Consider the following 18,092-nt stretch of genomic DNA (forward strand, 5'->3'; position numbering starts at 1 on the left):
GCTTGAGTGAAGTCCTTAGAACTCTATAAAGAGTTAGTAAAATGGCATTAAGCATTAATGACTTGATTAAGAAGAAGCTCAGCCTGTTCCTCGGCGATTCCTTTCACAAGTACTACTTCACTGATTAGAATCTGACGGGCGTTATCGAGCATGACCTTGTCTCCAGTTGCAAGCTTCTTGCTCTTCTCAAGAAACATTAAGTCGCGGATCACTTCCGCTCCTTCATAGATATCGCCGCTCTTCATCTTGGTCATGTTAATTCGGTGTCTCTGCATAGGATTAGAAACTGGTTCTAAATCCCCGTGATTTATCTTCTTAAGCACATTCTCCAATATGTCGGAGTTTACTACCTGGCGTAATCCGAGATCAGCTGTCTTCGCCTTAGGAATCATGACCTGCATATTCTTCAAAGGCATGCTAAGAACATAGTAAAGCTGTCTTTCACCAAGGATTTCCTTTTCCTCGATAGCTTCAATCACGCCTGCTCCATGCATAGGATAAACAACCTTATCACCGATCTGAAACAACCGATACACCCCCTCATAGAGTCAACTCATTAAGTATATCATAAATTTGAGAAATTATCAAAAATAAAATATTATCATAATAAAATAAAGGGTGTCAATCTATGTTTAATTGGGTAAAAAAGACTTTGTTGGCAGGCCAATTTTTGGGGGCAATTATGTAACATTAATTGGATGAGCTACGTATTACAGTATGGGCACTCTCTATGATAAACACAGATAAAGGAATGGTGACATAAGCGATGAAAAAGGTTCTAAATACAGTCATATTATCAACCTTGGTATTCTGCTTTGCTCTTAGTGGTTGTTCTTATCAAGGACAAGAAATAATTTCGGATAAGGAAGTTGAAGTAGTGAAGGAGGCGGGAAAACAGCTAGGTAAATTGGCTGGTGACGTAGCTCAGAAGGTCATGGAAGATGAAGAGCTACAGCAAGCGTTGGTGAGCACAGCGAAAGTTAGTGCATCTGTTGCAGCAAGGTTCCTACAACAAGTCATGCAAGACCCTCAAGTTCAGGAAGCCGCTAGTCAGTTAGGAGACCAAGTTGTACAAGAAGTGATTCAGCAGGTGGTAACAGAAAATGGCGGCAACTTGAACGAGGCTGTGATTTCTTTAATTGCAGAGGAGTTAAAGCGTCGTATGGCGCAATAAAAATAGAAGTTCACGGTCGTACCTACCAATTTTCCTTCGAAGATACTAGTACAGGATATACTAGGAAAAACGAATGAAAGGTAGGATTGCAGAATGCTACACCAAAAACTATTGTTCATAGTTTTATTGATATCGGCTTTACTTACTACAGAGAGTGTTGCCCACGGAACTACTAGACTACAGTCCAATGTTCAAGTAAATGTTAATGGACAACTGATTGAATTCCCAGATGCTAGACCGTTTATTAATCGTTCAAATCGAACGCTAGTCCCTGTTCGGTTTATATCAGAACATCTGGGGTATGCAGTTACTTGGAATGATCAAAATCAAAATATTAGACTGCGAAATGATAGTCAAGACCTAATCTTTCGTATCGGTCAATATGAGTCTGTAATTGTAGATTCTCGTACGTTCGTCCCATTAAGATATGTCGCGGATGCCTTTGATGCGGAAGTGCATTGGAATGAAGAGTTGAGAGTGGCTACTGTAATGACAGAAGAATTAATCCATGAGCCAACCTCACCGGTCGACGAACCCCTAACCGAAGATATTCCAGAAGAGCCGTTATCTACAGCCAAACCGAGTGACATGGGCTGGAAGAAAAAAGCTGAAGATGTAATTAGCTTAGCAGAAACTTATTATGGTATTGATTATCTCTATGGTGCTAAAGCAGGGAGAACGGATGTATTTGATTGTTCTTCGCTTACTCAATATGTATTCTGGAAGAATGGGATTAAACTGAAACGAGCCTCACGCCCTCAGTTTCTCTATGATGGGGACAAAGTTCTAAGAAGAGAAGAACTTCGTAAAGGGGACTTGGTTTTCTTCTCGACCGCAGGGACAGCTAAGAAATACAATTTAGATGATTATCAAAGAAATGGGCATGTTGGGATTGTTAAAGAAATCAAAAAAAATGGTGAGATTATATTTATCCATACATATAAGAAAGGGATTGGGGTAACCGATTCTAAAATGAAGGCTAATCAGGAGAAAGGTTGGTGGAATCGTCACTTCCTATATGGGAAGCGAGTCATTGCTGACGACGGATCGGAAGCTCCAGATATTGAAGTAAAAAAAGAGGATATTCACTTGTTCATTAAAAAATAGAAGGGCTTAAAATGCCCTTCTATTTTTTTACAGTTAGTAAAACACGCACATAATTGAAGAGTGGGGATTAGTATAGTTTGAAGTATAGGCTAACGTAATTCGTTTGATAGCATATATTTTCGATTTCTTAATCGTTTTAATAAAGGAACTTGGACAGAGGTCTTACGTGGTTCTTTCTCCCGATGACAATCTATGCATTCTCCGGCATACTCCATCTTCTCATATTCACTTAATGTTATTCCGCAGCTCTTGCAAGGAATTTTCTTCGTGTTCATGCTCTCAACTCCCTATCGATTTTAACTTTTCTGTATATTTAAATAATAATCCATAGCTCGACAATATTCAACAACTTTCTTTGAATATTTTTAAATTTTTGTAACTATATCTTACTTTAATGTTTATTCGCCATTTAATATGCTATAAAATGAAAATAGTAAGGGGGTAAAAGATGCAAGCGTACGCGTATATATTTATCTTAGCTGGTGCAGCGTTATGGGGACTCATAGGTATTTTTGTACAGAAACTCTCTAGTTTGGGGTTTACCCCTTTCCAAATTGTAGCGATTCGAGTGATCACAGCTGCTGTAATTCTAGTGGTCTACACGGTTTGGAAAAATTCGGCGTTATTAAAGATAAAAGCGAAGGATTCAAAGTATTTCATAGGAACAGGAATTATTAGTGTTGTCTTTTTTAATTGGTGCTACTTTACCGCAATTGAGGAGACTTCTCTATCTGTTGCAGCGATTTTGCTTTACACAGGCCCTGCTTTTGTTGTATTACTCTCACGTTTCTTCTTTCAAGAAAGTCTAACGAGTCGCAAGTTGCTATCGTTAGGGCTTACTCTAGTGGGTTGTGCGTTGGTAGTAGGATTGATTCCCGGAGGAGGACATAAAGTTTCCACTTATGGTATTCTTGTTGGATTAGGATCTGGACTTGGATATGCCTTATATAGCATCTTTGGAAAATTTGCATTAGGGACTTATCAATCCTTGACCATTACCACTTATACGTTTGTCTTTGCTAGCGCCGTCATGCTTCCCGCAAGTCAACTATGGAATTCCTTAAACCTGCTTTTGAATTGGGAAGTGTTGTGGTATGGATTAGGCTTGGGATTTTTTCCTACAGTATTGGCATATCTTCTCTACACCTTTGGCTTATCCTTGGTTGAATCTAGCAAGGCATCTATTACAGCTACGGTAGAACCAATTGTTGCAGCTCTTGTAGGAATATTTGTGTTTGGAGAGGTTTTGCATAGTTGGCAAACAGCGGGAATTATGTTGATTTTAGCCTCGATCTTTCTTATTCAGAAGAGTTCCCAAGTGTCAGACTTAGATACCATGCAAGAACAGCAAAAGATACAAGCATAAATGAACCTGTTAGCATCTTAAGAGTTACTATTTAGATGCTATTTTTTTAATGTTGACTTTATTGTAAAAAAATGTTGATTCCTAGCAGGAAAACGTTTACAAAAGGGAGAATAATCTCAACATAATGGATGGGGGCTTGGTTTGGAGAGGGGGGACTTACAAAAGATGCTAAAGGACTTATTTTTGAATCTAACAGTTTTTTTAAGCGCTTTATTTATAACTCATCAATGGTTTCAGCTCAAGATTGATTTAAGAAGAACTACGTCCCTGCAGCGTATACAAGTCGGTCTCATTTATGGATTTATTGGTATTGTGATGATGAGTTTCCATACACGAATCAGTCCTGATCTAGTAGTCGATCTTCGACATCTTATCGTATTGTTTGCGGGATTGTTTGGCGGTTGGCTCACAGGAATAACAACCGCGATTGTTATGAGCATATACCGATTTATATTATTTGGTTGGGCTTGGTCTAGCTGGATAACTGCTTCCAGTTTACTAGTCGTGGCCATATGGTGCAGTTGGGTTGGGGACAGGAACTGGAATCGCTGGACGAAAGTATCTATGATGATCTCAGGGATTTTTATAGTGAATTTTGTCATGTTTAATTCCTATAGTTCTACCATTGCAAACTATAACTCTATAGTAATGAGCTACGCTTTTGCACTTTGGGTAGGTGGTCTTACAGCTTATAGTTTGACTGAGTATCTGCTGGAATCAGCTCGATGGGTTGAACTTATTAAAGAATCGCAAAAGGAACTACAACAAGTAGTAAAGGAGCAACAGGGAGCAATATTTAAATTTAAAAAAGAAGGTGTACGGTTTCGCTATACTATGTTTGACGGACAATTAGTTTATAAGCTTGACCGCAAACCGGACGACTTCGTTGGCAAATATATAGATGAACTTTCTTTTCAATCTGATTTTGGTTTACATGATCATTTTCATAAAGCATGGGAAGGAAATGAAGTGACTTATGAATATCGTCTTACGAACCATGTTCTTTTGGTATTATTAAGACCTATCTATCACCAGAGTGAAGTCTTTGAAGTAATAGGTTCTTGTATGGATATTACAGCGCAAAAATTGGAAGAAGAGGAACGAGTGACAATAAAGGAAAGATTAGAGTCTCTCATTACTAATAGTGCTGATGCGATTGTCATTTTCGACTTGCAAAGTCGTGTGATCCAGGCCAATCCCGCCTTTGAGAAGATATATGGTTGGTCGATTGACGAACTAATAGGCAAAAAGATACCTTGTATGCCGGGTCAATTAGAAGAGCTAGAACGTGTTATTCGAGAACAAATTATTGAAGGCAGCAAGATTGGGGACAAGCAGCTCTTGGTTCTTACGAAAAGTGGAAAAATGATAGAGGTATCTATATCGATTTCACCGATCAGAGATGCTGGTGGGAATGTAATTGCTGTATCAGGTATTTCCCGGGATATAACAGAGAGAAAAGTAATGGAAAGAGCCATACAGCAGAGTGAAGCAAAATATAGGGCCATTGTTGAACATACATCAGATCTAATTGCAATCTTTACTTTCAATCAAAAATTGGCGTATGTTTCACCGTCCCATCAACAGGTATTGGGCTATAATATGGAGCAATTCAAACAACTTATAAGTCTAGATCTTTATCATCCAGATGACCGGAGATTTGTCAGTCATGCGTTTTATAATATGTTTGTTACCCCAGTACCAACCGAAATATCTAGCCGAATACGTCATAAAGACGGTCATTGGATTTTTTTGGAGACCAGAATGATGCCTGTTTTGTCTAAGACTGGGGAATTACAAAGTGTTATTAGCATCAGCCGTGACATTACAAGAAGAAAACAGGAAGAAGAATGGATGATACAATCAGAGAAGCTATCTGTGGTAGGGCAATTAGCCTCAGGTGTTGCTCACGAAATCCGGAATCCATTAACAACTCTTAAGGGATTCGTACAAATGATGAAAAACAGTGAGGATGTGAAGGCCCAATATTTAGAACTCATGCATTCGGAATTAGAACGAATTGAGCAGATTACGAACGAGTTCTTAGTCCTGGCCAAGCCACAAGCTACCCAATTTCGTGAGACCAATTTAGAGTATTTAATTGAGCAGGTCGTCATGATTCTAAATACGCAGGCCATCCTTAGCAATGTTCAAATTGAGATACATAAAGGGTATGGCGTCCCAATAGTACTCTGTGAGGCAAACCAAATTAAACAAGTATTGATAAATATAGGGAAAAATGCCATTGAAGCCATGCCGAGAGGGGGTACGCTCACGATAAGAATTTCTAGAGAAGGGGACCAACAGGTAAGTATTATTGTAGAAGACCAAGGGGAAGGGATACCCGAAGATCGATTGCATCGTTTAGGGGAGCCATTTTATTCCTTGAAGGAAAAAGGAACGGGTTTAGGAATTATGGTCTGTCAGAAAATTGTTGGAGCTCATAAGGGGAAAATGACTTTCTTCAGTAAAGTTGAAGAAGGAACAAAGGTTGAGATTATTCTCCCTATCGGACAAGAAGGTTTAGCAAATAGCAAAATTAGTTAGGCGAGAGGAGTGAGCTCTCGCCTTTTACTCTTATGTGTTAACTATCCTTCATTGCTGTCTGCAGTATTTTTCTTTGGTATGGGTTTATTACGAAGAATCGGCTTTCCATCCTTAAGTGGAATAACAAGCTTGCTTTTACTAAGTTTGCTTACAATTTTTCCTCTTTTGGCTGCTTTTTTAATGCTTTCACGTTGTTTTTTTGATTTTTTTAACTTTTCTCTTCTTTTTTGTTCTGCTTTATCACTCATAGTTTCCTCCTACAGGATTGGATAGGTATTAGTATAAACAAAAGGTTATAATTGTAAAGATGCTAGAGCTGGATCGAGAAAAATGTTACGTTTCACTTGAATACTATAGAGGGGTATAGTAAAATAATAATACAAAGAGGAGGTCGATTTTATGGAACAGACACCAGAAAACCTAGGATCTAACTTGGAAGATACTGAAAACTGTTGCTCAGTTGATGGGGAGAGGAAAAGTCATCATTCAGACAAAGTGAAAGCGAACCTTACCACTCGACTTAACCGAATTGAAGGTCAGATCCGCGGAATTAAGGGCATGATTGAAAAGGACGCTTATTGTGACGATGTGCTCAATCAAATTGCGGCAATCCAATCAGCACTTAATGGTGTTGGAAAGTTGTTGTTGGAGGGTCATATGAAAAGCTGTGTGATTGAAAGGATTCAAGACGGAGATCATGAAGTTATTGATGAATTATTAAAGACCATGACTAAACTAATGAAATAAGGAGAGATTCAAATGACAAATGTAACATTAAAAGTGGAAGGTATGTCTTGCGGTCATTGTGTAACAGCTGTTGAAGGAGCTTTAAAAGAGCTCGGTGCACAAGGAAAAGTAGATTTAAGTGCAAAATCTGTTGAAGTACAGTATGACGAATCGAAGGTTTCTCTTGAGACAATTAAAGAAGCCATTGAAGATCAGGGCTATGACGTAGCATAACTCCGTTGAAGTTGTAGAAGAATGCTCTCTGCTAAAACCTACTTAGCGAGAGAGCTTCTTTTTTTACTCTAGGCGCTCGTATACATCATTTTCGTATTCTCCAATACCTTCCATAAACTGTCCTAATTCCAGAGCTTTATCCCATGTTAAGTCTTCTTTTAAACGTACATTTCCGACCTGATGAAGGATCCGGCATGTAAGCCCCATTGATTCCAAACCATCTTTAAGTTGTAAAGCTACACTAGGGTGCCATGTTTTTGCCATATCCACCCAATCCTGCGATTCCTCACTAGTCACGGATAAGATCCAGTTCATATTTTGCATGTCATCCCTCCTCGAGCTTTATTATGCCCATCCTGTGGACTGTACTCGACAAGAATCAACTAGACAAATCGATTTATTTTTTAAAAATTAACGAAATTTTACAAAAGTAGTGGAAAAGCGCCCCCTCCAATCGACACTCTTTTCTAAGACAAGTTGGTAAAATCTGTAGTAGCTTTTCCTAAATAACAATCTCATGGGAACATCTGGAGGGGAACGATGGAAAAACGTGTCGTTTGGTTAGCTGTGATCAGTGTGGTTGTACTTTTAGTAGGGGTCGGATCACTGTCGTACTATATGCATCAAGAGCAGAAACTCCGTATCGACGCCTTGCAGAAAGAATTTCAGGAAAAAGATCAGCGAATCACCCAGCTTTCATCGGAACTAGTAAAAAATCAGAGACAACTTGAGAACTATAAACAGGAAATAACAGGGCAACTTGCAAAAATTAATGAATTAGAAAAAGAGTTAAGTGTACAGAAATCTTCCATACAAGAGGTTAAAAAGCAGGTAAATTTTTAGCAAGCCGAGCGAATACAGCAAAAACTATAGATCCAATTAAATTAATGTCTCGCTCGGCGAAAGATGGACCATGGATGGATTTTACCGCCACTTGGTACACCCCATCAGGAGGGGTAGGAGATGGCTTAACAACGGCTAGTGGTCTTAAAGTTTCTGAACAGGTCATAGCTGTTGATCCATCTGTTATTCCATTAGGCAGCGTTATCGAGGTTAAGTATCGTGATGGCCGTATTGAACGTAAAGTTGCTGCTGATACAGGTGGATCGGTCAAAGGAAGAAAAATTGATATCTTTTGTTGGAACCGAAGTGATGCATTACAAAATGGCAGACAAAAAATTCAAGTACGAGTTATCGGTCAAACTCCTATCGGTTAAGGGAACGTCAAAGCTAATTAATTGAATACGTTTTTTGACCTAGGTTAAGCAACCATTGATCTAAGGCTTCCTTAGGAAATAAAAACTTATTGTCTAGTTTAATATAGGGGATGTTTGTTTGGTTGATAAAATGATCCAGCTCTTTTCCTGATACGCCAAGATACCTCATGGTTTGACCGTAAGTTAATACCCCTGGGTCAATGGGTAAATAAGGTTCATGGTGTTCTTGGTTTCTTGGGTTTAATTGGCCTACTTCATAAGCAAGGTTGGATATGGAATTACTTACTTGATCTAAGCGTACATACTCCCGCTGAGAGATTAACGCAATAGAATTAGATATAAAGTAAGAACCGATAATAAAGGCAGCGCCTAAGAGGAGATGAGAAGCAGATAGTTTTGCATTCAAGAGCGTTGACTCCTTTCTTAACATTTTCAAGACAAAGACACTACGTCTATGTCTTTTTTCTTTTTTGGTTTGCAATCTACATCATGTTACAGTTTATCATATATGTAATGAAGGAAAATGTGATCAGATATTAGAACCTGGTAATAAAAAATATTGAAAGATTTTGTTACTACTGATAGAGTATTGTCATAAGCCCTTAAGCTTAAGATGAAGGGAGCAAAACAACTTATGAAGGAACTGAAAAGTTACGGCTGGTATGCAGCGCGAATATCTCCACTTTTGCCAGAGGAAGCGTTTAAGCCTGTGCCTACGAGGCTGTGGGGTGGATTGGCTTATCTTCTCATAACCGTTGCTGGTTTTCTTATTATTGGTCTAATTGAGCCACCGTTGTGGGTCAGTCTAATCATCTCCGTGATTGTAGGTTTATGCTTTGCAGGGTTAGGTTTATTGGGACATGAAATTCTTCACGGAACTGTTGTCCGAAAGGCATGGTTGCGGGACTTTTTAGGAGCGATTGCCTTTTGGCCATTAACTACAGGGCCTCAGTTATGGAGAAATTGGCATAACATGAATCATCACATCTATACCCAAGATGAACATCGTGACCCCGATGCATGGTTGAGTAAGGAACAGTTAGCAAAATATCCATTATTGATTGTTCTATATAAACTTCCCTTATGGGTTCGTGCAACAATAAGTTTTGTTTCCTTATCGTTTTCGTTTACTCTTCATTCAGCCAGGATGTTTTTTCGTTCACTTAAAAATTTCCATTCTAATAAGAAACCAAAAGTATGGATACAGTTTATCCTTCCTTGGGCTACTTGGATTTCCCTTCTCTTTTTTATGGGACCGGTGAAGTGGTTACTTGCCTTTTTAATACCGCTATTCATTGGAAATTTTATTGTTATGAGTTATATTTCAACCAATCATCGTCTTAACCCGCTTGTAACGGTTAATGATCCTTTAGCGAATAGTTTGACAGTAACCGTACCTAAATGGGTAGATTTCCTTCATTTTAATTTCTCATATCATACGGAACATCATTTGTTTCCAGGGATAAGTCCGAAGTATTATCCTCTGGTCAAGCAGCATATCCTGAACATGTGGCCGGAGCGCTATCATCAGATGCCACTTGTGAATGCTATGATTGCATTATTGAAAACGCCAAGGATATATTACGAAGAGACGGAATTAGTTGACCCCAATCATCACCATCTTTATGGAACTTTAGGACATGGTTTGGATCTTGATCAATACAAGTATAGAGTGGAAGGGGAAGCCTACCTTCCTACCGGAACAGATATTAAACAGAGAGACTCTTAGTACTACTCCAAGAGGGTGATCCCTAGGTCGCGGTTTTATTGACCTTGAGGGATCATCCTCTTTTCTTATTACAACAGTTATACAACAACCTATTGACTATATGCAACTGTTATAATACAATAAAGGTAAGTAAATTATATAAACAGGAGGAATCAGAAAATGAAGTTTGTAATGAATCGTACAAAGAAAGAATGCCAACAATGTGGAGAAACTTTCGAAGAAAAAGCCCTGTCGCCAATTTACGAGTGCACGAAATGTTTCGGGAAGCATCATGAATAAAAATTAAAAATATAGAAGGTGAAATTTTGACAACAATGCCCTTATTTTAAGTGCCCTGTCTCTTGTTAAAGAAGAGCAGGGCATTTTGTTTTGTCTTTGACAAAAAAAGTAAAAAATCAACACAAATTATGACAAAATTCTAACAAATGTTATGGTACATTATCACTATAAACCGAAGGACTTGTAATTAGGTCAAAAATCATAGGAAAACGTCGCTTTATAAATTCAGTGATCTATATTTTAGTGAGGAGATGAATTGTAAGATGAAACAGGGATTAGATCAGGAATGGGTAGAGTTAATATTAATGGCCAAGGAAATGGGTTTAACCATTGATGAAATCAGGGATTTTCTTAGGCTATCCATGCCTGCTTCGAGAGGGAGAATTGCGATCTAATATTACATAAATGCTTTAATAAAGGTCACTGGTTTTGAGTTTTTGAATCCTCTTCCTGCATAAGATGACCCCGTCTCGGAGAACATACTAAAGACACATACGCTCCCTTCCCTGAAAAATTTAAGGAGGTATTAAATTATGTCTGTACTAGATAACTTCAACGACTGGAAATCCTTCTTAAATGAGCGTATTGACCAAGCTCAAAATGCTGGCATGAATGATGCTACTATTTCCAACATTGCCTATCAGATGGCCGACTACTTAGCTGATAAAGTTGAGCCAAGAAATGATGAGGAGCGCCTTCTGAAGGAATTATGGGAAAGCGCAAATCCTGACCAGCAAAAGACGCTCGCTTCGGTTCTTGTTCAATACATGGATCGGAAGCCTAATCAGTAAGAAAGAAAAATCCCCCCAACGAATGGGGGGTTTTTCTTTGGATAATTGTATAGTTTTTGAATAGTAATTGTATAAGTTAAAGGCGTGTGATATCGTTAAAAAGAAGAGGTACTAGAGGGAGAGTGGATACTGAGACATGTTGATGTGGATGTTTAAACGTTCCAAAGTTGTAATCATTACTATTATATTATTGACTCTAATTGGAGTGTTAACCTTTATTCAGCTTCCTAAAAGAGACGTTCCAGAAGTGATGCCTAATGTCGCGACGATAAAAACTGTATTTCCGGGTGCATCACCTGAAGAAGTGGAAAGAAATATTACGAATCCACTCGAAGAAAAGTTGCTAGAATTGGATGGACTTAAAAAAGCATCTTCCGTTTCTGCTGACGGCTTCTCAAATATTGTTTTGGAGTTTGAAAATGATTTTAAGAAAGACACCGTTTTTTCGGATATAAGGCAGAAAGTTTCCAATGTTGCCCTTCAATTTCCTGATCAAGTCAGGAGTCCAGAGATTAATACGGATATCCGACCCTCTGCCGTCGCGTCTTATCATATTGTGGGCCTAGATAGGACCATGTTGACATCATTAAGAGAGGATCTTAAGGTTTGGGAAGAAGAACTTGTTAAGTTACCGAAGGTTGCCAAGATTCAATGGAAGGGCTTGCCTGAAGAAGAGATCACGATCCGCCTCGATCCGTTAGAACTTAAAGAACATGGTCTATTCCCATTCCAAGTCATTCAAGCCATTCAAGCAGAATTTTCGCCCCAATCAATTGGTAGGCAAGACAGAGAAGGAACCTCTTATCTTGTGAAAATGAGAAATTACACCCAGCTCGCTGAATTCAGCAGTGTCATGATTGGAAAAGGTCGCTATGGTGAATCTATCTACTTGCGTGATGTAGGAACCGTAGCGCTCAGTCCAAAGGAAACAACTGACTTGATTACGCATAAAGGAAAACCAACGCTGTCCTTTACCATTTTTGCGGAAAAAGGGGCAGATATTCCATCTCTCCAAAGAAGTATTGAAGCTAAAATGACTAGATTGACAGAGGGTTTGCCAGAGGGGATAGAGGTTGTCCCTTTTTACCTGCAAAGTGTGTATGTTGAACAAACATTTAAGAATCTAGCCATTTCTTTTATTATGGCTATTATTGCTGTAGCATCGATTATGCTTCTAGGGCTTTCTATTTCAGCTTCGTTACTTGTAACCCTAGCCATCCCTATGTCCATCTTAGTGGGGCTAGTTCCGCTCCCCTACACTGGGGTTGATCTCAATCAAATCTCTATAATTGGGATGATCATTGCAATAGGCATACTTGTTGATGATGCGATTGTGGTTAATGAGAACATTCATAGACGGTATGCACTTGGTGATAGCGCACTAGAGGGAGCAGTAAATGGGATAAATGAAGTGAAAATATCTATATTTACCTCTTCCATCATGATCATATTTAGTTTCTTTCCTTTAACCTTTTTATCCGGAACAGGAGGCAGTTTTATCCGAGCGCTTCCTACGGTACTCATCTTTACTATTATTGGTTCAACTTTTGTTGCCCTAACTTTTGTACCGATTATGACGTATTGGCGAAGAAGCAGGAAGGAAGGAAAAGGAGTCACATCGAAGAGATTAGGTCTTCTTTACAAAATGTTTACAAAATTAGAGACGTATTATGCAGATAAAGTATTAGCCCAGATCATCAAGAGGCCTTTTACAATCAGTTTTTTAGGATTGTTTTTATGTATTATGTTAACAGGACTTGCTGCTAAGATTCCTTTTGAATTTTTTCCTCCTGCTGATCGAGAAGAGGTTACGATTCAGGTTACCTTGCCTAATGGAACCAAGTTAGTAGACACATATAGTCAACTAGAATCGATTGAACGACAATTACTTCAAGATCCTGCCATTAAAGAAACAGCTGTTTTTGCAGGGACAGGTTTGCCTGGATTGTTTAATTCAACCCTAGCCAATCCTGGCTTGAATACAGGGCAGATCTTAGTGCGTGTGGACCTGGAACAGACTTCAACTACAGCCATGATGGCTCGATGGGAAATGGTATTACGAGAGAATTATCCTTCTGCCGACATTATGCTAGAGACTATTGAATCAGGTCCACCTGTAGGTGCACCCGTGGCTATCCAGATTGTTGGTCCTGGTCTTGAAGAGCTCATTGATCTAGCCGAGATATTAAAGCTTAAATTAGCTGCGATTGAGGAAACTAAATTAGTTACAGTGGATATTGGGACTCCACAGCCCGTTATTGAATATATTCCGGATCGAGCAAAATTGGATTACTTTGGATTCACAACACAAGAAATAAGTGAACAAGTCAGACTTGCAAGCACTGGTATTCAACTTGGTATTTTTGATGATGGTGTAGAACGTCGTGACTTAAAAGTGTTCTTAGATACGCAAGGCGGAGAGGGAGAGGTTGATCTCTCTAAAATTGAATTGCGGCCTAAGGATTATCAACAGGTTTATCCAACCGTATCCGTTCATTCTCTCGTAACTGAAAATATTACAGAACAGATACAACGAATTCCCCATCAGGATGGGAAAAGAACCATCACCGTTCGGGCGTATCCTGTGGAGGGTAAAAAGAAAGAATTCGAACAGAGTGCCCTTGTCATTACTAATCAGATGAAAGAGTCACTTAGAGGAGACTATACACTCAATGTAGGTGGAGAAACTTCGGAGCGAACCGATTTTTTTATTGAAGTGACGAAACTATTCGTCATTGTTCTCTTTCTTATATATCTCGTAATTGTCATTCAGTTTAATTCTTTATCGATGCCAGTACTTATTTTGAGTTCCGTCTACTTGGCAGTCACGGGAGCGATAATTGGTTTATTCATCACCCAAACCCCTCTAAGTTTTTTAGCTGTTCTAGGAATAGTCTCCTTATCAGGAATAGCGGTAAGGAATTCAATTATCCTTATCGAGTTTATTGAACAGAGGAGAGAAGTGGGGGAAGATATTGAGGAAGCTATTAAAGATTCTGGCAGAGCTAGAATTCGTCCGATCATATTGACTTCCCTGACGTCAATAGCAGCACTTCTGCCGATTGTTTTTAGCGGAGATGTATTGTTTAAGCCTTTAGCCATATCGATTGTTTCAGGATTATTGTTTTCTACGGTATTAACGCTTATTTTAACGCCAACCTTTTATTTATCCCTTTCTAGAATACGTAATAAGGGATAAAGAGTTGTGACTTAAGACAGCATCTGTGTCATGGACAGGATGCTGTTTTTATTTTTTCTTATTAAAAAAGATAAAAAGCAGGATTTAAAAAATATAAAGAGAAATGTGTTATTAAACAAAGAATTGAAAGGATACGCTTATGAATCTTAAGATAAGATTATTTATGGGATTTGGGTTTATCATCATGCTGATGATCCTACTACTCGTTAGTATTGTCAGTATGATGAATAATCAAAATCGAAGTATGAATAAGCTCGTTACGGATCGATATGAAAAGATTCAGCTTGCCAATCAAATTCGCTTCGAAGTAGGTCAGATCGGAAGAGAAATCAACGGAGTTACGTTTTCTGCTGGTGAACACTTTAATAATGAAAATATTGAAGCTATCCAAGTTTCTCATCGTATGGTGACGGACACCTTACAGAAACTCAGCAATATCATTAATCTTCAACAAGGTAAAGAGCTATTAGGTAATTTGAATAAAGATTATCAGATTTACAATACTGCCGTTCAACAAATTATTATGCTTGACTTGGCACTACAGAATGAGGAGGCCATAGAGAAACAAGCCTTATTAGAAACTCACAGACAAAGCCTAGTATCCTCTATAGAAGCCTTGATTGATTTCCAAGAAGGTGTGATGGAAGAAACATTAGTGACTTCTATGCAAACGTATGAGAGAGCCATGAATATGGTCGTCATCGCTTCTGTTTTTGTTATTTTGTTTGGTATAGGTATGTCAATATGGGTAGTTCATACGGTAACTAACAGACTTGCACGTGTGAAAAACGTAATGAGGAGTGTCGTTTATGGTGCTGAGCAATTGCCGAGAGCTGAGGTCGTATCGAAGGACGAGATTGGCGAGATCGCCATTGCTTTTAACGAAATGGCAGCGGCGTTAGAAGAGCATGAAAGATTAGAGCGGACTTATAAGGAGAGTATTCAGGAACAAGGGTGGTTAAAATCGAAATTAGCTGAGCTTTCTATGCTAGCACAAGGGTTGAATGATCTAAAGGCCTTAGGTAGTCAATATATATCTGCCATGACTCCTATTCTTGGAGCAAGCTATGGTGTGATCTACCTTAGGGACAGAAGAGGGAATCAACTAACAAAATTAGCTACTTATGCAGGTAGGGGTAAGCAGGGTGAGAGCCTTGGATTGACATCTATTGGTATTGGTGAAGGTCTTGTGGATCAATCTGCATTGGAAAACAAAACGATTTTACTCGAGCGTGTTCCTGAGGATTATATCCAAGTGAGCTCAGGTCTAGGGGCATCCGCACCGGCAAGTGTTGTCATTGCACCGATTGCATTTGAGGGAGAAGTATTAGGTGTATTAGAGTTAGCATCTTTTGAGGAGTTTTCTCCGCTTCATCAAGCACTCTTAGAACAAGCAACAACACATCTTGGGGTGACCTTCGATCGAATTGCTAAACATATGCAAGTTCAAGAGTTATTAAAGGAAGCCCAGACTTTAAACGAAGAATTGCAAAGTCAATCAGAGGAATTACAACTCCAGCAAGAAGAGTTGCGTACGATGAATGAGGAATTAGAAGCTCAGTATAAAAATTCAGAAGAAAAAACAAACGAGTTAGAAGAAATCCAGATTGCTCTCGAAGAGAAGGCACGCCAAGTTGTACTTAGTTCGAAATATAAGTCAGAGTTCTTGGCTAACATGTCTCATGAGTTGCGGACGCCATTAAACAGTCTACTCATTCTAGCTCATATGTTATTGGAGAATAAAGAGAATAATCTTACGGTAAAACAACTGGAATATGCAGGAACCATTTATTCTTCTGGGAATGACCTACTGCAGCTTATCAATGATATCTTAGATCTTTCCAAAATTGAGTCGGGTAAAATGGATATCCACCAAGGTGAGGTAGATTTAGGCGAAGTCTTACGTTTTGCAGAGCGTCAGTTTTTGCCAATTGCTCGTCAGAAGGGAATAGAATATTCAATTAAGATGGAGCAGGAAGTTCCTAATATTATTCATACAGATGAACAGCGAGTCTGCCAAATTCTCAAGAATTTACTTTCTAACGCATTCAAGTTTACTGAACAAGGCAGCGTTACTTTATGGGTACGAAGTGAAGCCAAAAGCGGTAGGGATAATAAGCATCACAGTTATATTTGTTTTTCAGTCGTTGATACAGGAATTGGCATCGGTCCTGATAAGCAGGAGTTGATTTTTGAAGCTTTCCGCCAAGCGGATGGCACAACGAGTCGCAAATATGGCGGTACAGGATTAGGCTTATCGATTTGCAAAGAGTTAGCTCAATTATTAGGTGGTTTTATTGAGATACAGAGTATTGAGGGTAAAGGAAGCACCTTTACTTTTTATCTCCCTATTCATGAAGTGGAATCGGTTATTGACTTGTCTCCAATAAATAAAGAATCGGCGGCCAGCTTTGAACAAGCTATAGAAGAGATAACAGGTAAGGAAATTCATGCGGATACGATCAAGCGATCCACCGGTGAACCACTAGAAGGGCGTAAGATCATGGTTGTAGACGATGATATGCGTAATATATTCGCACTGACTAGTGCATTAGAGGCGGAAGGGCTGGAAGTAGTATTCGCCGAGAATGGGAGAGAGGCATTGCATATACTTGCAGACCATCCTGATATAGATCTCATTCTCATGGATATCATGATGCCTGAAATGGATGGTTATGAGGCCATGCAGATGATTCGTCATATGCCAGAGTTCCATTCATTGCCTATCATAGCGTTAACAGCGAAGGCCATGAAGCATGACCGACAGAAGTGTATTGATGCTGGGGCTTCAGACTATATTAGCAAGCCCGTAAATCTTGACCAGTTATTCTCCTTGTTGAGGGTCTGGTTATATCAATAGGTGAGGAATTTGGAAGAACATTCAAATCTATGTAGTGATTTAGAAAAATTAGAAATAGAATTACTATTGGAAGGTATTTATCGTCATTATGGCTTTGATTTTAGAAATTATGCCTTTTCCTCCATTCGCAGAAGAATTTGGCACCGAATTCAAGCCGAGAAATTGAGTACGGTGACTTCATTGTTAGACAAGGTTTTACATGATAAGAAGATTATGGATAAGCTGTTTGCTGATTTTTCAATTAATGTCACGGAGATGTTCAGGGATCCTTCTTTTTTTCATGCTTTCCGCACTAAGGTAGTGCCGTTGCTTCAGGATCTGCCATCGATACGGATTTGGCATGCAGGGTGTTCCACCGGGGAAGAGGTCTACTCTATGGCTATTTTGTTGCATGAGGAAGGATTATATCATAAGACACGCATCTATGGAACAGATATTAATGATAAAGTGTTACAACAGGCGAAGACAGGTCAAATCCCCATCCATCGCATGCAAAGCTATACAAGCAATTATGTTTTGTCAGGGGGAACAAAATCATTTTCAGAATACTATACGGCTCAAAGAGAATACGTTCGATTTCATCCGTTCCTAGGAGAAAATTTAGTATTTGCTCAACATAATCTAGTAACAGACGGCTCCTTTAACGAGTTTCACGTGATTATTTGCCGGAATGTGATGATCTATTTTAACCGCGATCTGCAGGAACGTGTTCAACAATTAATTTATGAAAGCTTAGGCGTAAGCGGGATTCTTGGCTTAGGCAGTCGTGAAGGGCTCTCTTTTACCCCTTATGCTCATTGTTATGAAGAGATGGATAGTCTAGAGAAGATCTATCGGAAAATCAAATAAGGTTAAAGAGAAGG

General features: G+C 39.0%; 20 protein-coding genes. 15 read left to right on the top strand and 5 right to left on the bottom strand.

Translation table 11 applies throughout. From position 1 onward, the window contains the following. Positions 1–47 precede the first annotated feature (47 nt). On the bottom strand, positions 48–527 hold the full coding sequence (locus EIZ39_RS03755) for a CarD family transcriptional regulator (protein WP_129197541.1): 480 nt from the start codon (positions 525–527) through the stop codon (positions 48–50). 239 nt (positions 528–766) lie between these two features. Here EIZ39_RS03755 and EIZ39_RS03760 point away from each other — a divergent pair, with 239 nt between their 5' ends. Beyond that, a complete protein-coding gene (locus EIZ39_RS03760; RefSeq protein WP_129197542.1) occupies positions 767–1,174 on the top strand; it encodes a hypothetical protein in 408 nt (135 codons plus the stop codon). Positions 1,175–1,267: 93 nt separating this feature from the next. After that, positions 1,268–2,281 (top strand): C40 family peptidase, encoded by a 1,014-nt coding sequence (locus EIZ39_RS03765; protein ID WP_129197544.1) that lies wholly within the window; start codon positions 1,268–1,270, stop codon positions 2,279–2,281. Positions 2,282–2,370: 89 nt separating this feature from the next. On the opposite strand, the gene EIZ39_RS03770 is transcribed toward EIZ39_RS03765, so the two are convergent. Continuing rightward, the gene (locus EIZ39_RS03770) at positions 2,371–2,556 is read right to left on the bottom strand and encodes a hypothetical protein (RefSeq protein WP_129197546.1); all 186 of its coding nucleotides are present in this window, start codon (positions 2,554–2,556) and stop codon (positions 2,371–2,373) included. Positions 2,557–2,729: 173 nt separating this feature from the next. On the opposite strand from EIZ39_RS03770, the gene EIZ39_RS03775 reads away from it, so the two are divergent. Together EIZ39_RS03775 and EIZ39_RS03780 are read left to right on the top strand one after the other, a co-directional pair. Continuing rightward, on the top strand, positions 2,730–3,647 hold the full coding sequence (locus EIZ39_RS03775) for a DMT family transporter (RefSeq protein WP_129197548.1): 918 nt from the start codon (positions 2,730–2,732) through the stop codon (positions 3,645–3,647). Positions 3,648–3,812: 165 nt separating this feature from the next. Then, entirely contained in the window at positions 3,813–6,194 is a 2,382-nt protein-coding gene (locus EIZ39_RS03780; protein WP_129197550.1) for a PAS domain S-box protein, read from the top strand. Between the two features lie 41 nt (positions 6,195–6,235). Here the strand turns inward: EIZ39_RS03780 and EIZ39_RS03785 are convergent, their stop codons facing one another. Further along, positions 6,236–6,442, bottom strand: coding sequence for a hypothetical protein (locus EIZ39_RS03785; protein ID WP_129197552.1), 207 nt, complete (start codon positions 6,440–6,442; stop codon positions 6,236–6,238). Between the two features lie 151 nt (positions 6,443–6,593). Between EIZ39_RS03785 and EIZ39_RS03790 the strand changes: the two genes are divergently transcribed. Further along, positions 6,594–6,941 carry a metal-sensitive transcriptional regulator gene (locus EIZ39_RS03790; protein ID WP_129197554.1) on the top strand — a complete coding sequence of 116 codons (348 nt, stop codon included), beginning with the start codon at positions 6,594–6,596 and terminating at the stop codon, positions 6,939–6,941. Between the two features lie 12 nt (positions 6,942–6,953). Then, on the top strand, positions 6,954–7,154 hold the full coding sequence (gene copZ, locus EIZ39_RS03795) for a copper chaperone CopZ (protein WP_129197556.1): 201 nt from the start codon (positions 6,954–6,956) through the stop codon (positions 7,152–7,154). Positions 7,155–7,217: 63 nt separating this feature from the next. Here the strand turns inward: copZ and EIZ39_RS03800 are convergent, their stop codons facing one another. Beyond that, complete coding sequence (locus EIZ39_RS03800) at positions 7,218–7,478, bottom strand: hypothetical protein (RefSeq protein WP_129197557.1); 261 nt, start codon at positions 7,476–7,478, stop codon at positions 7,218–7,220. Positions 7,479–7,694: 216 nt separating this feature from the next. On the opposite strand from EIZ39_RS03800, the gene EIZ39_RS03805 reads away from it, so the two are divergent. After that, complete coding sequence (locus EIZ39_RS03805; protein WP_129197559.1) at positions 7,695–7,997, top strand: uroporphyrinogen-III C-methyltransferase; 303 nt, start codon at positions 7,695–7,697, stop codon at positions 7,995–7,997. A gap of 74 nt (positions 7,998–8,071) precedes the next feature. Continuing rightward, positions 8,072–8,371, top strand: a complete 300-nt coding sequence (locus tag EIZ39_RS03810; protein ID WP_164984881.1) for a 3D domain-containing protein — start codon at positions 8,072–8,074, stop codon at positions 8,369–8,371. 13 nt (positions 8,372–8,384) lie between these two features. Here the strand turns inward: EIZ39_RS03810 and EIZ39_RS03815 are convergent, their stop codons facing one another. After that, the gene (locus EIZ39_RS03815; protein WP_129197563.1) at positions 8,385–8,777 is read right to left on the bottom strand and encodes a MerR family transcriptional regulator; all 393 of its coding nucleotides are present in this window, start codon (positions 8,775–8,777) and stop codon (positions 8,385–8,387) included. Positions 8,778–9,005: 228 nt separating this feature from the next. Here EIZ39_RS03815 and desB point away from each other — a divergent pair, with 228 nt between their 5' ends. The 7 genes from desB (at position 9,006) to EIZ39_RS03850 (ending at position 18,078) form a co-directional block, all read left to right on the top strand. Further along, the gene (desB, locus tag EIZ39_RS03820; protein WP_129197565.1) at positions 9,006–10,100 is read left to right on the top strand and encodes a Delta(10) desaturase DesB; all 1,095 of its coding nucleotides are present in this window, start codon (positions 9,006–9,008) and stop codon (positions 10,098–10,100) included. Between the two features lie 159 nt (positions 10,101–10,259). Next, positions 10,260–10,379, top strand: coding sequence for a YhfH family protein (locus EIZ39_RS03825; protein WP_129197567.1), 120 nt, complete (start codon positions 10,260–10,262; stop codon positions 10,377–10,379). Positions 10,380–10,642: 263 nt separating this feature from the next. Next, a complete protein-coding gene (locus EIZ39_RS03830) occupies positions 10,643–10,774 on the top strand; it encodes an anti-repressor SinI family protein (protein ID WP_129197569.1) in 132 nt (43 codons plus the stop codon). Positions 10,775–10,912: 138 nt separating this feature from the next. Continuing rightward, on the top strand, positions 10,913–11,170 hold the full coding sequence (locus EIZ39_RS03835) for a DUF3243 domain-containing protein (RefSeq protein WP_129197571.1): 258 nt from the start codon (positions 10,913–10,915) through the stop codon (positions 11,168–11,170). A 136-nt stretch (positions 11,171–11,306) separates the two neighbouring features. Then, positions 11,307–14,369: an efflux RND transporter permease subunit gene (locus tag EIZ39_RS03840; RefSeq protein WP_240675683.1), complete on the top strand. Its 3,063-nt coding sequence runs from the start codon at positions 11,307–11,309 to the stop codon at positions 14,367–14,369. 139 nt (positions 14,370–14,508) lie between these two features. Continuing rightward, positions 14,509–17,229: a response regulator gene (locus tag EIZ39_RS03845; RefSeq protein WP_129197573.1), complete on the top strand. Its 2,721-nt coding sequence runs from the start codon at positions 14,509–14,511 to the stop codon at positions 17,227–17,229. Positions 17,230–17,238: 9 nt separating this feature from the next. Next, positions 17,239–18,078 carry a CheR family methyltransferase gene (locus EIZ39_RS03850; protein ID WP_205668501.1) on the top strand — a complete coding sequence of 280 codons (840 nt, stop codon included), beginning with the start codon at positions 17,239–17,241 and terminating at the stop codon, positions 18,076–18,078. Positions 18,079–18,092: the final 14 nt, after the last annotated feature.

The sequence above is a fragment of the Ammoniphilus sp. CFH 90114 genome (genome assembly GCF_004123195.1).
GTDB lineage: Bacteria > Bacillota > Bacilli > Aneurinibacillales > RAOX-1 > YIM-78166.

Excerpts from the sequence above, each read along its gene's own strand:
- EIZ39_RS03775 (WP_129197548.1), top strand. The coding sequence starts at position 2,730 with ATGCAAGCGTACGCGTATATATTTATCTTAGCTGGTGCAGCGTTATGG.
- EIZ39_RS03805 (WP_129197559.1), top strand. The coding sequence starts at position 7,695 with ATGGAAAAACGTGTCGTTTGGTTAGCTGTGATCAGTGTGGTTGTACTT.
- EIZ39_RS03800 (WP_129197557.1), bottom strand. The coding sequence starts at position 7,478 with ATGCAAAATATGAACTGGATCTTATCCGTGACTAGTGAGGAATCGCAG.
- EIZ39_RS03830 (WP_129197569.1), top strand. The coding sequence starts at position 10,643 with ATGAAACAGGGATTAGATCAGGAATGGGTAGAGTTAATATTAATGGCC.
- EIZ39_RS03790 (WP_129197554.1), top strand. The coding sequence starts at position 6,594 with ATGGAACAGACACCAGAAAACCTAGGATCTAACTTGGAAGATACTGAA.
- EIZ39_RS03785 (WP_129197552.1), bottom strand. The coding sequence starts at position 6,442 with ATGAGTGATAAAGCAGAACAAAAAAGAAGAGAAAAGTTAAAAAAATCA.
- EIZ39_RS03810 (WP_164984881.1), top strand. The coding sequence starts at position 8,072 with ATGGATTTTACCGCCACTTGGTACACCCCATCAGGAGGGGTAGGAGAT.
- EIZ39_RS03825 (WP_129197567.1), top strand. The coding sequence starts at position 10,260 with ATGAAGTTTGTAATGAATCGTACAAAGAAAGAATGCCAACAATGTGGA.
- copZ (WP_129197556.1), top strand. The coding sequence starts at position 6,954 with ATGACAAATGTAACATTAAAAGTGGAAGGTATGTCTTGCGGTCATTGT.
- EIZ39_RS03765 (WP_129197544.1), top strand. The coding sequence starts at position 1,268 with ATGCTACACCAAAAACTATTGTTCATAGTTTTATTGATATCGGCTTTA.
- desB (WP_129197565.1), top strand. The coding sequence starts at position 9,006 with ATGAAGGAACTGAAAAGTTACGGCTGGTATGCAGCGCGAATATCTCCA.
- EIZ39_RS03835 (WP_129197571.1), top strand. The coding sequence starts at position 10,913 with ATGTCTGTACTAGATAACTTCAACGACTGGAAATCCTTCTTAAATGAG.
- EIZ39_RS03840 (WP_240675683.1), top strand. The coding sequence starts at position 11,307 with ATGTTGATGTGGATGTTTAAACGTTCCAAAGTTGTAATCATTACTATT.
- EIZ39_RS03760 (WP_129197542.1), top strand. The coding sequence starts at position 767 with ATGAAAAAGGTTCTAAATACAGTCATATTATCAACCTTGGTATTCTGC.
- EIZ39_RS03770 (WP_129197546.1), bottom strand. The coding sequence starts at position 2,556 with ATGAACACGAAGAAAATTCCTTGCAAGAGCTGCGGAATAACATTAAGT.
- EIZ39_RS03780 (WP_129197550.1), top strand. The coding sequence starts at position 3,813 with ATGCTAAAGGACTTATTTTTGAATCTAACAGTTTTTTTAAGCGCTTTA.
- EIZ39_RS03845 (WP_129197573.1), top strand. The coding sequence starts at position 14,509 with ATGAATCTTAAGATAAGATTATTTATGGGATTTGGGTTTATCATCATG.